Here is a 14,711-nt window from a genome sequence, read left to right as displayed (position 1 = left end):
ATACAGAGATAACCTTACAAATTATATTGTTTTTTAGTTCTATTCATTTAAACTTTTAAACGCTAAACATTTAAACAAAAAATTATGAACTACGGAAAAGAATTCAAAAAATATGCTACCAAGCATCATGGAGTAAACAGTTTGTATTACGATAAAATTGTTAGTAGTATGACGCCCTATATCATTGAAGAACGTCAATTAAACGTAGCTTCAATGGACGTTTTCTCTCGATTAATGATGGACAGAATCATTTTCTTAGGAACGGGAGTTGATGATTATGTAGCCAATATTATTCAAGCACAATTGTTGTTTTTAGAAAGTGTTGATGCTTCTAAAGACATCAGTATTTATATCAATTCACCAGGAGGAAGTGTTTATGCCGGATTAGGAATTTATGATACCATGCAATTCGTAAAACCTGATGTAGCAACTATATGTACCGGAATGGCAGCTTCAATGGGAGCCGTTTTATTGTGTGCAGGAGCGGAAGGGAAACGTTCGGCTTTACCACATTCAAGAGTAATGATTCACCAACCATCAGGAGGCGCACAAGGGGTAGCAACTGATATGGAAATCAACTTGAAAGAAATGTTGAAATTAAAAGAAGAATTATACCAAATCATTTCTCATCATTCAAAACAACCTTACGATAAAGTTTATAAAGACAGCGAAAGAGATTACTGGATGATTGCTGCTGAAGCAAAAGAATACGGAATGATAGATGAAGTGTTAACAAGATAATTTAAAAAGTAATTAGTGATTAGTAATTAGTGAAAAGCTACTTACTAATCACTTTTCACTAATCACTAAAAAATGGCTAAAGAAGTATTAGAGTGTTCATTCTGCGGAAGAAAAAAGCCTGAAACCGATTTATTAATTGCAGGGATTAATGCGCATATTTGCGACAAGTGTATCGAACAAGCACACGGAATTGTATTAGAAGAATTAAAACAATCAGGTAATTCGAATTTGATTGCCGATTTAATTCTTTTAAAACCAAAAGAAATCCGTGCGTTTTTAGATGATTATGTAATTGGACAAGACCAAACAAAGAAAGTAATGAGTGTTGCGGTTTACAATCATTACAAACGTCTAATGCAAACCCAATTAGAAGACGAAGTTGAAATCGAAAAAAGTAACATCTTAATGGTAGGGCAAACCGGAACAGGTAAAACATTAGTAGCAAAAACTATTGCAAAAATGTTAAATGTTCCCTTGGCTATTGTGGATGCAACTGTTTTAACCGAAGCTGGTTATGTAGGAGAAGATGTAGAAAGTATTTTAACTCGTTTGCTACAAGCGGCTGATTATGATGTAGCCAAAGCTGAAAGAGGCATCGTATTTATTGACGAAATTGACAAAATAGCTCGTAAAAGCGATAATCCATCAATAACTCGTGACGTTTCGGGTGAAGGAGTACAACAAGCCTTGTTGAAGTTATTAGAAGGAACTGTTGTTAATGTACCACCAAAAGGAGGAAGAAAACATCCAGATCAAAAATTTGTAGAAGTGAACACGCAAAACATTCTATTTATTGCTGGTGGTGCTTTCGACGGAATAGAACGCATTATTTCTAAACGTTTAAACAGACAAGCAGTTGGTTATGGTTCTTCAAAAGATACAGATGCTATCGACAAGGATAATTTATTACAATATTTAATTCCAAAAGATGTAAAAGATTTTGGTTTAATTCCAGAAATCATAGGACGTTTACCTGTTCTCACCCACATGGATCCTTTAGATGCAAAAACGTTAAGAGCTATTTTAACCGAGCCTAAAAATGCCTTAGTAAAACAATATCAAAAATTGTTTGAAATGGATGAAGTGGAATTACATTTTGAAGAAGAAGCTTTAGATTACATCGTTGAAAAAGCTTTGGAATATAAATTAGGCGCCAGAGGTTTACGCTCATTATGTGAAGCCATCTTAACAGACGCTATGTACGAATTACCAAGTTCGCAAGACAAACATTTACAAGTTACTAAGGATTATGCCAAAAATAGTTTGAGTAAAAATTTACTACAACGGTTAAAAGCAGTTTCGTAAATAAGTGGCTATTTCTGTTTCACTACACAAAATGTTTTAAAAAATAAAATTCCTCATAAAGTATTATTTGTGAGGAATTTTTATTTTTGAGAAAAGAAAAACTATGGAAAATCTAATCACTTTATTTAAATCTATTGAAGCTGCTAAAGTTATTTCACCTGGAATCGATTATTCTGACTATGTTCCCTTGAATTTATCTGTAACGAATCCTGAGTTGAATCAACATAAATTAGAAACCGCTCAAGATTATGAAATTTTCATTCAAAATCACTTAGATAAAAATAAAGGTAAAATTGCTTTTGGAGGCTATATTGAAACCCGAAATTTATACCAAAGAAGTACAGTTTTTAAAAATACTAATTCAGACGAACGCAATATTCATATCGGTTTAGATTTATGGATGAATGAATCAGCCACAATTCATGCTGCATTAGATGGAAGTATTCACAGCTTTCAAAACAATACTGCGTTAGGTGATTATGGCCCAACCATTATTTTATCACATGAAATAGAAGGGATTAAATTCCATACGCTTTATGGTCACTTAAGCGAAGCATGTTTAATTGGGAAAAAAGTGGGTGATATCGTAAAAAAAGGAGAACGAATTGCTACTTTAGGACTACCACCTATAAATGGCGATTATGCACCTCACTTGCATTTTCAAATCATTATTGATATGGAAGGAAAAGTTGGAGATTATCCTGGAGTATGTAGTGAAAAAACGTTGCCGTTTTACAAATCAAATTGCCCTGATCCGAACATTCTTTTGAAGATTGTAAAATAAATTGGCATCCCTTTTGTGAAGTTAAACTAATAAAGAAATAAATTATGAAGAATGTATTTTATGGAATAGCTTTAGCGACCATTTTATTCTCATGCAGAGAAGAAACAAAAGAAAAAGTAAAGGTAGCCACAGAAGCCGTTGAATCTGATATTAAACTAACTGCAGATTCAGCAAAAGTAAAAGCTAAAAAAGCTATTGATTCTTCTAAAATAGGTCAAAAAGCAAAACACATTATTGCTAAAGGAGCTGAAAAAGTGGAAGAAGGCGCTAAAAAAGTAAAAGAATCTGTTGAAGAATAAAAAAATCCTCAATGAGGATTTTTTTATTTATTTCTTATTTTTTGTTCCCATTTCCATGCACTTGCTAAAGCTTCTTCTAAAGTAGATTGTGCTTTCCAACCTAAAACAGTATTTGCTTTATCAGTGTTTGCATAAGCTTCAATTACGTCACCTTCTCTTCTACCTACAATTTGATAGTTTAATTTTTGATGGGCAACTTTTTCAAAAGCAGTTATCACTTCCAAAACCGAACTTCCTTTACCTGTTCCAATATTAAAAGTTTCTACTTTATTACTGTTTTTCTTATTTAATAATCGCTTTAATGCAACTACATGAGCTTTTGCTAAATCTACTACATGAATATAATCACGGATTGCTGTTCCATCAGGAGTTGGATAATCATCGCCAAATACCGATAACTTTTCACGCAACCCAATAGCGGTTTGTGTAATAAAAGGAACTAAATTTTGCGGAACTCCAATTGGCAACTCTCCAATCTCAGCAGAGGCATGTGCTCCTATTGGATTAAAATAGCGCAATAAAATAGAATTGATATTCGTAACTTTTACAACATCAGTAATGATTTCTTCGCCAATTTGTTTCGTGTTTCCATAAGGCGACATCGCAACTTGTATCGGAGCGTCTTCTGTAATTGGCATTTTTTCGGCTTGACCGTAAACCGTACAAGATGAGCTAAAAATGAAATTTGATTCTAATTTCTTTTGTAATTCTTGCAGTAAATAAACTAGAGAATTGATATTGTTTTCATAATACAATAACGGATTTTCAACACTTTCACCAACCGCTTTTGAAGCAGCAAAATGAATTACTCCCGAAATATCTTGAAATTTTGAAAACAAAGTTTGAACTGCTAATTTATCGCGTAAATCAATGTTTTCAAACAACGGTTTTTTACCCGTAATGCGCTCAATTCCTTCTAAAACATCTATTGATGAATTGGAAAGATTATCTACAGCAATTACCTCAAAACCTTCATTTTGTAATTCTACAACAGTGTGAGAACCTATAAAACCTAAACCTCCTGTAACTAATATCTTCATATTTTAATTTTCAGTGACAGTCGCAGTAAACAGTAAATAAGACTGAATACCGATACTGAGCACTATTACACGTACTCTAAAACAGCGTCTGTGATAAATTTAATTTGTTCGTCATCTAATTCCGTATGCATTGGCAATGCGATTACCTCTTTTACTAATTGATTCGTAACTGGAAAATCTTCTTCTTTGTAACGCGAATCAGCATATGCTTTTTGACTGTGTAATGGAATTGGATAATAAATAGCACAAGGAATTCCTTTTGCTTGTAAATGTTCCAATAAACCATCGCGTTTTCCATTCATAATACGAATTACATATTGATGAAATACGTGACAATCACAAGATTCACAAATAGTGGGCACCCAAATATTAGGGTTTTCTCCAAGAATTTCAGAATACTTTCTTGCTGCTTCTTGACGTGCTTTGTTATAAGCATCTAAATGAGGCAATTTCGCTTTTAAAACTCCGGCCTGAATACTATCTAAGCGTGAATTCACTCCTACCACATCATGGTGATATCTTTCATACATTCCGTGGTTTACAATTCCTCTGATTTTATGAGCTAAAGCATCATCATTGGTAAAAATAGCACCTCCATCACCATAACAACCTAAATTTTTAGATGGAAAAAACGATGTTGCCGCTACATGTCCAATAGTTCCTACTTTCTTTTTAGAACCATTTTTTGAAGTATAATCCGCGCCAATGGCTTGGGCATTATCTTCAATAACATATAAATTATGTTCGTTTGCAATTTCCATAATCGCATCCATATTGGCAGCACGACCAAATAAATGCACTGGAACAATTGCTTTTGTTTTTGGCGTAATGGCTTTACGAATTCCGTCTAATGAAATGTTCATATTGTTCATATCCACATCCACTAAAACCGGAGTTAATTGCAACAAAGCAATTACTTCAACCGTAGCTGCGAAAGTAAAATCGGCCGTAATAACCTCATCACCAGGCTTTAAATCTAACCCCATCATGGCAATTTGCAACGCATCAGTACCATTAGCGCATGGAATCACGTGTTTTACATCTAAATATTTTTCTAAATCTGCCTGAAATTGATGAACTAAAGGTCCGTTAATGTATGTATTTGTATCTAAAACCTCTTGGATCGAAGCATTTACTTCTTCTTTTATCTTTTCGTATTGACCTTTTAAGTCAACCATTTGTAATTTTCTCATATTTGAAATTTTCAGTTTGCAAAATTACTAATTATCTTTAGATGTAGATTTCTTTCTATTCAAAAAATAGATAAATAAACAAAAAAATATAGTTGAAAGAATTGCCTTTACAAGAGACTTATAATTAAACTCTTCTTCAAAAAAATATTTATTTATTGCCAACATAGATATAAAATAGACAACTGCTAGAACTGCCATTTGTTTTGAAATCAATTTCATGTTTTTTTTATTTGATGAAACAATTGTACTTTTATAACCTTAATCTTAGGCATGACTCAAATATATAATTTAATTGTAATTTTAGCTTCACAATTACTTAAAATAATTGCGCTTTTTAGTCCAAAAATGAAACTTTTTGTAGACGGAAGAAAGAAGGTTTTCAAAACATTAGCGAATTCAATTCAATCTTCCGATAAAACGATTTGGTTCCATGCGGCTTCTTTAGGCGAATATGAGCAAGGTTTACCCGTAATTGAAGCAATCAAACAACAATTCACAAATCACAAAATTGTGGTTACTTTTTTTTCACCTTCTGGTTTTGAAGTCCGTAAAAACAACACGGTTGCTGATGTAACGATTTATTTACCGTTAGATACAATTTCAAATGCAAAACAATTTATCAAATTAGTTCATCCCGAAATGGCGTTTTTCATTAAATACGAATATTGGCCAAACTATTTGAATGAACTTAAAAATCAAAATATCAAAACTTATCTGATTTCTGGAATCTTACGAGAAAACCAGGCGTTTTTTAAATGGTATGGCGGATTTTACAGAAATGCCTTAAAAACATTTGATTACTTTTTTGTTCAGAATGAAAGTTCAAAAAATCTTATACAAACTATCGGATTTAACAATGTAAAAGTTTCTGGCGATACCCGTTTTGATCGTGTGGTTTCGATATTAGAACGTGATAATTCATTGGATTTTATCGAACAATTCAAAAATAACAAAACTACCATCGTCATTGGAAGTTCGTGGCCAAAAGATGAAAGTTTATTGGTGAATTACATCAATCAGAGTTCGGATGATGTAAAATTTATTATTGCACCGCATAACATCAAACAAGAGCAAATTTCAAATCTCAAAAATCAAATTCAAAAGAAAACGATTTTATATTCGGAAAAAGATGAGATGCTGAAAGAAGATCATCATGACAAAATAGAGACTTTTCAGGTTTTCATCATCGATACCATTGGAATTTTAACCAAAATTTACTCCTATGCCGATATTGCTTATGTGGGTGGCGGATTCGGAAATCCAGGTGTTCATAATATTTTGGAACCGGCGACTTTTGGAGTTCCGGTAGTGATTGGTCCAAATTTTTCGCATTTTGTTGAAGCAACAGCTTTGGTAAATATGGAAGGTTGTATTTCGATTCAGAATCAAACTCAATTAAATGAAGCTTTTGATTTATTACTTCACAATGAAGACGAACGATTAGAAAAGGGGCACATTTGCAGCACGTTTGTTCAAATGAATAAAGGAGCTACACAAACGATTATGAATCATATTTTGAACTAATGACAACCTTCAAACCATTAGAAATTGCAGATATTGAAATCATAACCCAAATGATGCAAGATTTCCACGCAATTGACAATTATCCGATGGATATTGAAGTAACGAAAACTTTATTTCAAGAATTTATTTCTAATGAACCTCTTGGTAAATCTTGGTTGATTTATTCTGAAAATGAAATTGTAGGTTACATCATTCTGACTTTTATTTTCAGTTTTGAGTATGGCGGAAAAATTGCTTTTGTAGAAGAATTATTCATCAAAGAAACCGCTCGCGAAAAAGGCTTTGGAAAAGAAGCGATTCAATTTATTCAGCAGGAAGTTCCTAAATTATCGTTAAAATTACTCTATCTAGAAGTGGAACCTCATAACGAAAAGGCTCAAAAATTGTATCTTGCACACGATTTTGAAATTCACAACAGAAAATTAATGAAGTACAAAGTCACTAAATAAAATTAAACCTATGAAATTTTTAAAATTACTACTTGTTTTAGTTGTTTTCCAAGTTCAAGCGCAACAAGGAGGCATGTGGATTCCTTCGTTATTGAAAGGAACCAACGAAAAAGAAATGAAAGCCTTGGGAATGAAAATTAGTGCCGATGATATTTATTCGGTAAATAATTCCAGCTTAAAAGACGCTGTTCCTCATTTTGATGGCGGTTGTACAGCAGAAATGATTTCGCCAAAAGGACTTTTATTAACCAATCACCACTGTGGATATGACAATATTCAAAGTCATTCTACAGTTGAACATGATTATTTAACGAATGGTTTTTGGGCTTACAAAATGGAAGACGAATTACCAAACAAAGATTTAACGGTAACTTTCATCATCAAAATTGAAGATGTTACCAACAAAATCTTTGAAGGTGTTTTAAACCTTCCAACCGAAAGCGACAAACAAAAAAGAATCCAACAAAATATTGCAACAGTTAGCAAAAGTTTCCAAAAAGAATCTTGGCAAGATATAATGATTCGTGCTTTTTATGACGGAAACCAATACTTATTATTCGTAACTGAAACATTTAAGGATGTCCGTTTAGTAGGTGCACCACCAAGTTCAATAGGAAAATTTGGTTCGGATACTGATAACTGGGTTTGGCCTCGTCACACAGGAGATTTCTCTTTATTTAGAATTTACGCAGACAAAAACAATCGCCCTGCTGAATATTCAAAAGACAACGTTCCATACAAACCAAAACACTTTTTCCCAGTTTCTGCAAAAGGAATTCAAGAAAACGATTTTACTATGGTAATGGGATATCCTGGAAGAACTCAGGAGTATTTACCTTCATTCGCCGTAGAACAAATTGTAAATGATTTGAATCCGGCTAAAATTGAAATTCGTGATGCCGCTTTAAAAGTGCAAGATGGTTTCATGAGAAAAGACAATGCCATTAAAATTCAATATGCCTCAAAATACGCAGGTGTTGCCAATTATTGGAAAAAATGGATTGGCGAAACTAAAGGTTTGAAAAAGTCGAATGCAGTTGCCTTTAAACAAGATTTCGAAAAGAAATTTCAAGAAAAAGTAAATAAAGCTGGCAAACAAGTCGAATACGGAACTATTTTAGCTGATTTCGAAAAGAACTACAAAGAAATTAGAGAATATGCTATTGCAAGAGATTACTTTACGGAAGTAGTTTTACGTAATTCAGAAATTTTATCTTTTGGATACCGTTTATACCAATTAGAACAAGTTTATAATACAAGAGGCGAGCAAGCTTTCAATGATAGAAAAAGCAATTTAATTTCAGGATTCGAAGGTTTATATAAAGATTATAGCGCTCAAGTGGATGAGAAAGTGTTTGAACAACTAATCCATTTATATGCTAATAAGTCTCCAAAACAATTTTTACCAGAAACACTAATTAAAATTAATGCTACCGATCTAACAGCAAGTGTTTTTGGTTCTTCGAAATTAACTAACTTCAATGGTTTGAAAGAATTATTGAATGGTGATGCCAAATTAGTTTTAGAAAAATTAAATCAAGATAAAGGATATCAATTGGTTAAATCGATTGCAGATAGTTACCAAAAAAATGTAGCGCCAAAGTTTGACGAAATCAATTTGAAAAACATTGCATTACAAAGAACCTACATGAAAGGAATTATGGAATTCTTCCCTAACGACAGAATTTTCCCTGATGCTAACAGTACATTACGTGTAACCTATGGAAAAGTAAAAGGATACAAGCCAAGCGATGCCGTTATTTATGAACCTGTAAGTTATTTAGATGGTGTTATTGAAAAATACATTCCGGGCGATTACGAATTTGATGTTCCAAAAAAATTAATCGATTTGTATAATGCAAAAGATTATGGAAGATATGCTGATAAAAATGGTAAAATGCCATTAGCATTTATAGCTACAAATCATACTACTGGCGGAAATTCAGGAAGTCCGGCTTTAGACGCAAAAGGAAACCTAATCGGATTGAACTTTGATAGAGTTTGGGAGGGTACTATGAGTGACATCTATTATAGTCCAGAAATCTGTAGAAACATCATGGTAGATGCTCGCTATATTTTATTCATAATCGATAAATACGCAGGTGCTAAAAACCTTATTGAAGAAATGACAATTATTTACCCTAAGTCACAAAAAACCAAATAATTACATTTTTTTTCAAAAAAAATAATTTTGGCACGTAATTTGAAATAATGCATTTCGGAATCCAAAGAAAAAAAAATAAAAAAATTTGTCTAAAAATATTTTGACATGTTAAAAAATTTATATCTTTGCTCCGAATTAATAATTAACCTTTATAATTTAGTAAGATGAAAAAAGTTGTTTTAAGTTTAGCAATCGTTGCTGCTATGTTCGTTTCATGTAAAGAAAATGCTGCTGAAGAAACTCCAGCTGTTGACTCAACTGTAGTTGAAACTCCTGCTGTTGAAGAAGCTCCTGCTGCTGATTCTACTGCTGTAGTTGCTGATTCTGCTGCTACTGCTGCTCCAGCTACTGAAGCTGCACCTGCAAAGTAATTTATTGCTAACAGAAAAAATTAAGCCTCACTTTGTGGGGCTTTTTTTTATTTTAATTCGTATTTTTGAACCAATTAATTCTATAAAAATTCAAAAATGAAAAAAATTGCATTAAGCCTAATCCTTACATCGTTAACATTTGTTTCCTGCAAAGAAACTACAGACAAAGTTGAAAACACAATAGATTCGACTAAAACTGAAGTTAATGAAAAAATTGAAACTGTTACTGATTCAGTTACAAACACTGTAGACTCTACTGCAGCCGCACTTAAGGAAGCTGTTAAAGTAGAACTTAAAAAAGTAGATGAATAAAAAAAAGACTCTGGTTGTTCAGAGTCTTTTTTTTTAGAATTTAATTTTTGTTATTGAGCGTCATTAAAAATATTGTCCCCTAAAGAGAAATCTAAAAACTCTGCTTTGCCTGCATACTTAACAATTTCATCAATCCCCTTTTGAAGCAACAACTGAGTTGTATATTTTCGACTCACAGCTATTTCATGCTCATCTAATATCAATCTAAAAAAGAACTTGCCACTAGACGATTTAAAACGCATAAAAACGCATTTATCAATAGAAACTTTCAAACGCTCAATCTCTTCCTCGCATTCAAATCGCAACTCGAAATCATTACTCGTAAAAATGGCTTTCCCTTTTCGAGATACAAACTCGTATTTATAATTTCCGTTAAGTCGTTTGCTAATTACAAAAGTTCCCATTTTATTTTTAAAAGATTATAAACAAAAAAAGCTCCAAACATAGTTTGAAGCTTTTTGTACTCAAGGCGGGACTTGAACCCGCACGGGCATTACTACCCACTGGATTTTAAGTCCAGCGTGTCTACCAATTCCACCACTCGAGCAAAAATATTTTAATTTGGTAGTGTTGAGCGAAAAACGGGGTTCGAACCCGCGACCTCAACCTTGGCAAGGTTGCGCTCTACCAACTGAGCTATTTTCGCATTGCGTTTTTTTAGAACTTTGCCATACTTGTTCCGTATTGCGAGTGCAAATATAGAACATATTTTTATTCTTGCAAGCACTTTTTAAATAAAAATTAAAACTTTTTCAGAACTTTTCTTTAACCTTTTGATAACGAATAATTTATTTAAAATTATTTTTTTACCAACATTCGTTTAATTTCGTTTAACTTCATTAAAGCCTCTACTGGAGTTAATGTATTGATGTCAATATTCACGATTTCTTCTTTAATTTCTTCCAAAAGTGGATCATCTAAGTTAAAGAAACTCAATTGCAGTTCATCATTTGCCGATTTAATTCCAGACAATTCTTCACTCGAATGTCTTTTTTCTAATTGCTTTAATAGTTTTTGTGCTTTTTGAATTACAATTTGAGGCATACCTGCCATTTTTGCTACATGAATTCCAAAACTATGTGCACTTCCGCCTTTCACTAATTTACGAATGAATAAAACCGTATCTTTTAATTCTTTTACTGAAACATTATAATTCTGAATGCGTTCAAACGTAACTTCCATTTCGTTTAGTTCGTGATAATGCGTAGCGAAAAGCGTTTTAGGTTTGTTTGGATGTTCGTGCAAATATTCTGAAATCGCCCAAGCAATCGAAATTCCGTCATAGGTTGAAGTTCCTCTTCCAATTTCATCTAACAAGACCAAACTTCTTTCGGAAATATTGTTCAAAATCGAAGCGGTTTCGTTCATTTCCACCATAAAAGTAGATTCACCCATCGAAATATTATCGCTTGCTCCAACTCTGGTAAAAATTTTGTCTACTACACCCATTCTAACGCTTTCTGCTGGAACGAAACTTCCCATTTGCGCCATCAACACAATCAAAGCCGTTTGACGTAAAATTGCCGATTTACCCGACATATTCGGACCGGTAATCATAATGATTTGTTGGGTTTCTCTATCTAAATAAACATCATTCGTTATGTATGGCACACCAACAGGCAATTGCTTTTCAATTACAGGATGACGACCGTCTTTAATTTCCAAATCGAAACTTTCATCTAAATCTGGACAAACGTATTTATTATCAATCGCTAATTGCGTGAAAGAGGTCAAACAATCCAATTGCGCAATTAAATTCGCATTTAACTGAACATGTTTGATGTAAGTAGCAATCCAATTCACCAATTGTTCAAACAACTGCGTTTCTAATTGATGAATCTTTTCTTCGGCACCTAAAATTTTAGATTCATATTCTTTTAGTTCTTCAGTAATATATCGCTCAGCATTCACTAAGGTTTGCTTACGAATCCATTCTACTGGAACTTTGTCTTTATGTGTATTTCGAACTTCGATGTAATAACCAAAAACGTTATTGAACGAAACTTTCAAAGAAGGAATGCCAGAAGCAGCGCTTTCTCTTTGCTCTAATTCTTCTAAATATCCTTTTCCAGTAGATGAAATTGCACGTAACTCATCTAATTCAGAATGAACTCCAACAGCAATTGCGTTTCCTTTATTCACGCTTACTGGCGCATCTTCTTGAATAGTAGTTTTGATTTTTTCTCGCAACAATTCGCAAGCATGTAAACTATCGCCAATTACTCGCAACGCCTCATTCGAACTTTCTAAAGCCAAGGTTTTAATTGGAATAATAGCATCTAACGAATCTTTTAAGAAATTGACTTCTCTTGGCGAAATTTTACCTGTAGCTACTTTTGAAATCAAACGCTCCAAATCGGAAATTTGTTTGATTTGATATTGAATTTGTTGTAAAACTTCTGGATTGGCTTTCAAATACGAAATCACTTCATGGCGACTTCTGATTTTTGCAATGTCCTTCAACGGAAGTGCTAACCAACGTTTCAAAAGCCTTGCTCCCATTGGTGAAAGCGTTTTATCAATTACATCTAAAAGCGTCACCGCATTAGGATTATAACTGTGATACAATTCTAAATTTCGAATAGTAAATTTATCCATCCAAACGTAAGCATCTTCGGCAATCCGCTGGATATTCGTGATATGTTGGATTTTATTATGTTGCGTTTCCGACAAATAATACAAAACCGCACCTGAGGCAATCAAACCTTCCGTTAATTCTTCTACTCCAAAACCTTTTAATGAATTGGTTTGAAAATGTTTCGTCAAACTTTCTAAGGCATAATCTTCTTTATACACCCAATCTTCCAAAAAGAAGGTATGAAAATCATCGCCAAAAACAGATTGAAATTGATTTTTAAACTGTTTTGGAATTAAAATTTCACTCGGGCGGAAGTTTTGTAACAATTTATCGATGTATTCTTCATTACCTTGTGCTACCAGAAATTCGCCTGTTGACACATCTAAAAATGAAACCCCAACCGTTTTCTTTCCAAAATGAACTGATGCTAAAAAGTTGTTCGACTTCGACTGCAACACCTCATCATTCATCGAAACACCTGGAGTAACCAATTCTGTAACACCACGTTTTACAATGGTTTTCGTCATTTTTGGATCTTCTAATTGATCGCAAATCGCTACTCGAAGTCCCGCTTTAACTAACTTAGGTAAATAGGTATTTAAAGAATGATGCGGAAATCCTGCCAAGGCGGTTTCGCTGTCACTTCCAGCTCCTCGCTTCGTCAAAGTAATACCTAAAATTCCTGCGGCACGAACAGCATCTTCTCCAAAAGTTTCATAAAAATCGCCCACACGAAACAACAAACACGCATCGGGATATTTATTTTTTATCTCGTTGTATTGTTTCATTAAAGGGGTTTCCTTGGGTGCTTTATCAGGAGTTGCTGCAGATTTTTTCGCCACAATTAAAAATTTTAAGTATGATTGCGAAGGTATGAAAATCAAAAACAATTTCAAGGGCAAGAGCAACAACAATTTTCAAGTTCAAATACAAGTTTAATTTCGATTTCAAATTTTAACGTAAAGAGGCAAAGTTTTCGCAAAGTTTGCAAAGGCTTTTATGAACAAAATGGTTTAGTTTATTAATTTTCTAATTTGATAGGGATACATTTCATAAAAAACTTGGTCTTCATTAATTGTGTATCCTTTTTCTAAATCTTTTTTCGCTTCTTCGAGTAACATATCTGCCAATTCTCTGGGTTGTCCTTCTCTAATCATTGCAATTGCTTTATAAAACTTAACATCAGAAAAATTTGGATATTGCATTAAAGCTCGATTGAAAATTTCAATTGATTCCTTAAATTTATTTTGTTCATAAAGTGAAATTCCGTAGTAAAATAAATCCAAATGATGTGCTTCTCCTAAACGCTCCTTTTGATCATCTGTATCCTTTTTAAAAATTTTTTCAGCTTTTTCAAATTCGTTTAATTGTAAATAACTTAGGGCGATATGAAAATCATAACTATGATCCATAACATACGAATTCCCAAATAAAGTTTTACATTTTTCAAAATCTACAATAGCATCCTTATAACTTTTAACAAAAATACATTTTATGAATGCTCTATAATCTAACCATCTTCTTTCGTCGTATTTTACCGCTTTATCTAAGAAAACCATTCCTGCTTCGTATTTTCTCATTTTAAATAACGGCATTGCTTTTTGTTGCCACAAATAAGCTATCGTTGAATCTTTAGCTAAACCTGCATCTAAACATTTTTGACGTTCAGACATTAAAATTCTAAAATCATAATGTTTAGCACAATCATTAAGATGTTCTTTTACTATTAACTCCTGCTTTTCTTGAACTTCCTTTGAAGCATTTGAATTTTGAGAAAATCCAAAAAAGGAAAACAAACTAAATAAAACAAATACGAATTTCATACAATATTTTTTTTGCCAATTTACAAAGCATCATTTCAGGTTGCTGTTATTAAGTTGTTAATTATTTCACAACACAAACTTTGAAACATGAAACTTTGAAACTTCAACTCAATAAAATATCTTTGCCA

At 32.9% G+C, this 14,711-nt stretch carries 14 protein-coding genes and 2 tRNA genes; 9 read left to right on the top strand and 7 right to left on the bottom strand.

Annotation, left to right across the window (positions count from 1 at the left end; translation table 11 throughout):
- Positions 1 to 84: 84 nt before the first annotated feature.
- The 4 genes from clpP to NAT47_RS00930 all read left to right on the top strand — a co-directional run bounded on the left by clpP (position 85) and on the right by NAT47_RS00930 (position 3,129).
- Entirely contained in the window at positions 85 to 741 is a 657-nt protein-coding gene (clpP, locus tag NAT47_RS00945) for an ATP-dependent Clp endopeptidase proteolytic subunit ClpP (RefSeq protein ID WP_250579524.1), read from the top strand.
- Between the two features lie 72 nt (positions 742 to 813).
- Entirely contained in the window at positions 814 to 2,046 is a 1,233-nt protein-coding gene (gene clpX, locus NAT47_RS00940; protein ID WP_250579522.1) for an ATP-dependent Clp protease ATP-binding subunit ClpX, read from the top strand.
- Positions 2,047 to 2,149: 103 nt separating this feature from the next.
- Positions 2,150 to 2,830, top strand: coding sequence for a peptidoglycan DD-metalloendopeptidase family protein (locus NAT47_RS00935; RefSeq protein WP_250579520.1), 681 nt, complete (start codon positions 2,150 to 2,152; stop codon positions 2,828 to 2,830).
- A 44-nt stretch (positions 2,831 to 2,874) separates the two neighbouring features.
- A complete protein-coding gene (locus tag NAT47_RS00930) occupies positions 2,875 to 3,129 on the top strand; it encodes a hypothetical protein (protein WP_250579518.1) in 255 nt (84 codons plus the stop codon).
- A gap of 23 nt (positions 3,130 to 3,152) precedes the next feature.
- On the opposite strand, the gene galE is transcribed toward NAT47_RS00930, so the two are convergent.
- The gene (gene galE / locus NAT47_RS00925; RefSeq protein WP_250579516.1) at positions 3,153 to 4,169 is read right to left on the bottom strand and encodes a UDP-glucose 4-epimerase GalE; all 1,017 of its coding nucleotides are present in this window, start codon (positions 4,167 to 4,169) and stop codon (positions 3,153 to 3,155) included.
- 65 nt (positions 4,170 to 4,234) lie between these two features.
- Positions 4,235 to 5,362, bottom strand: coding sequence for a DegT/DnrJ/EryC1/StrS family aminotransferase (locus NAT47_RS00920; protein WP_250579515.1), 1,128 nt, complete (start codon positions 5,360 to 5,362; stop codon positions 4,235 to 4,237).
- A gap of 270 nt (positions 5,363 to 5,632) precedes the next feature.
- On the opposite strand from NAT47_RS00920, the gene NAT47_RS00915 reads away from it, so the two are divergent.
- The 5 genes from NAT47_RS00915 (at position 5,633) to NAT47_RS00895 (ending at position 10,182) form a co-directional block, all read left to right on the top strand.
- Positions 5,633 to 6,886: a 3-deoxy-D-manno-octulosonic acid transferase gene (locus tag NAT47_RS00915; protein ID WP_250579513.1), complete on the top strand. Its 1,254-nt coding sequence runs from the start codon at positions 5,633 to 5,635 to the stop codon at positions 6,884 to 6,886.
- The gene (locus NAT47_RS00910) at positions 6,886 to 7,335 is read left to right on the top strand and encodes a GNAT family N-acetyltransferase (RefSeq protein WP_250579511.1); all 450 of its coding nucleotides are present in this window, start codon (positions 6,886 to 6,888) and stop codon (positions 7,333 to 7,335) included. Before NAT47_RS00915 ends, NAT47_RS00910 begins: the two co-directional genes overlap by 1 nt.
- Positions 7,336 to 7,345: 10 nt before the next feature.
- Positions 7,346 to 9,499 (top strand): S46 family peptidase, encoded by a 2,154-nt coding sequence (locus tag NAT47_RS00905; protein WP_250579509.1) that lies wholly within the window; start codon positions 7,346 to 7,348, stop codon positions 9,497 to 9,499.
- 164 nt (positions 9,500 to 9,663) lie between these two features.
- Complete coding sequence (locus NAT47_RS00900; RefSeq protein WP_250579507.1) at positions 9,664 to 9,870, top strand: hypothetical protein; 207 nt, start codon at positions 9,664 to 9,666, stop codon at positions 9,868 to 9,870.
- Between the two features lie 96 nt (positions 9,871 to 9,966).
- Positions 9,967 to 10,182, top strand: coding sequence for a hypothetical protein (locus NAT47_RS00895; protein ID WP_250579505.1), 216 nt, complete (start codon positions 9,967 to 9,969; stop codon positions 10,180 to 10,182).
- Between the two features lie 50 nt (positions 10,183 to 10,232).
- Here NAT47_RS00895 and NAT47_RS00890 read toward each other — a convergent pair whose 3' ends face one another.
- The 5 genes from NAT47_RS00890 to NAT47_RS00870 all read right to left on the bottom strand — a co-directional run bounded on the left by NAT47_RS00890 (position 10,233) and on the right by NAT47_RS00870 (position 14,583).
- On the bottom strand, positions 10,233 to 10,586 hold the full coding sequence (locus NAT47_RS00890) for a YegP family protein (RefSeq protein WP_250579503.1): 354 nt from the start codon (positions 10,584 to 10,586) through the stop codon (positions 10,233 to 10,235).
- 57 nt (positions 10,587 to 10,643) lie between these two features.
- Positions 10,644 to 10,729: transfer RNA gene (locus tag NAT47_RS00885), tRNA-Leu, on the bottom strand.
- Positions 10,730 to 10,755: 26 nt separating this feature from the next.
- Positions 10,756 to 10,828 (bottom strand) — tRNA-Gly (locus NAT47_RS00880).
- A gap of 152 nt (positions 10,829 to 10,980) precedes the next feature.
- Positions 10,981 to 13,548: a DNA mismatch repair protein MutS gene (gene mutS / locus NAT47_RS00875; RefSeq protein ID WP_250579953.1), complete on the bottom strand. Its 2,568-nt coding sequence runs from the start codon at positions 13,546 to 13,548 to the stop codon at positions 10,981 to 10,983.
- 225 nt (positions 13,549 to 13,773) lie between these two features.
- The gene (locus NAT47_RS00870; protein WP_250579502.1) at positions 13,774 to 14,583 is read right to left on the bottom strand and encodes a tetratricopeptide repeat protein; all 810 of its coding nucleotides are present in this window, start codon (positions 14,581 to 14,583) and stop codon (positions 13,774 to 13,776) included.
- Positions 14,584 to 14,711 lie beyond the last annotated feature (128 nt).

Source organism: Flavobacterium fragile, from assembly GCF_023634865.1.
GTDB classification, from domain to species: domain Bacteria; phylum Bacteroidota; class Bacteroidia; order Flavobacteriales; family Flavobacteriaceae; genus Flavobacterium; species Flavobacterium fragile.
Note: the sequence above shows the minus strand (reverse complement) of the source record. Positions and strands in the feature narration are given on the sequence as shown.

Excerpts from the sequence above, each read along its gene's own strand:
- NAT47_RS00900 (WP_250579507.1), top strand. The coding sequence starts at position 9,664 with ATGAAAAAAGTTGTTTTAAGTTTAGCAATCGTTGCTGCTATGTTCGTT.
- NAT47_RS00920 (WP_250579515.1), bottom strand. The coding sequence starts at position 5,362 with ATGAGAAAATTACAAATGGTTGACTTAAAAGGTCAATACGAAAAGATA.
- mutS (WP_250579953.1), bottom strand. The coding sequence starts at position 13,548 with ATGAAACAATACAACGAGATAAAAAATAAATATCCCGATGCGTGTTTG.
- NAT47_RS00910 (WP_250579511.1), top strand. The coding sequence starts at position 6,886 with ATGACAACCTTCAAACCATTAGAAATTGCAGATATTGAAATCATAACC.
- NAT47_RS00895 (WP_250579505.1), top strand. The coding sequence starts at position 9,967 with ATGAAAAAAATTGCATTAAGCCTAATCCTTACATCGTTAACATTTGTT.
- NAT47_RS00905 (WP_250579509.1), top strand. The coding sequence starts at position 7,346 with ATGAAATTTTTAAAATTACTACTTGTTTTAGTTGTTTTCCAAGTTCAA.
- galE (WP_250579516.1), bottom strand. The coding sequence starts at position 4,169 with ATGAAGATATTAGTTACAGGAGGTTTAGGTTTTATAGGTTCTCACACT.
- clpX (WP_250579522.1), top strand. The coding sequence starts at position 814 with ATGGCTAAAGAAGTATTAGAGTGTTCATTCTGCGGAAGAAAAAAGCCT.
- clpP (WP_250579524.1), top strand. The coding sequence starts at position 85 with ATGAACTACGGAAAAGAATTCAAAAAATATGCTACCAAGCATCATGGA.
- NAT47_RS00915 (WP_250579513.1), top strand. The coding sequence starts at position 5,633 with ATGACTCAAATATATAATTTAATTGTAATTTTAGCTTCACAATTACTT.
- NAT47_RS00890 (WP_250579503.1), bottom strand. The coding sequence starts at position 10,586 with ATGGGAACTTTTGTAATTAGCAAACGACTTAACGGAAATTATAAATAC.
- NAT47_RS00930 (WP_250579518.1), top strand. The coding sequence starts at position 2,875 with ATGAAGAATGTATTTTATGGAATAGCTTTAGCGACCATTTTATTCTCA.
- NAT47_RS00870 (WP_250579502.1), bottom strand. The coding sequence starts at position 14,583 with ATGAAATTCGTATTTGTTTTATTTAGTTTGTTTTCCTTTTTTGGATTT.
- NAT47_RS00935 (WP_250579520.1), top strand. The coding sequence starts at position 2,150 with ATGGAAAATCTAATCACTTTATTTAAATCTATTGAAGCTGCTAAAGTT.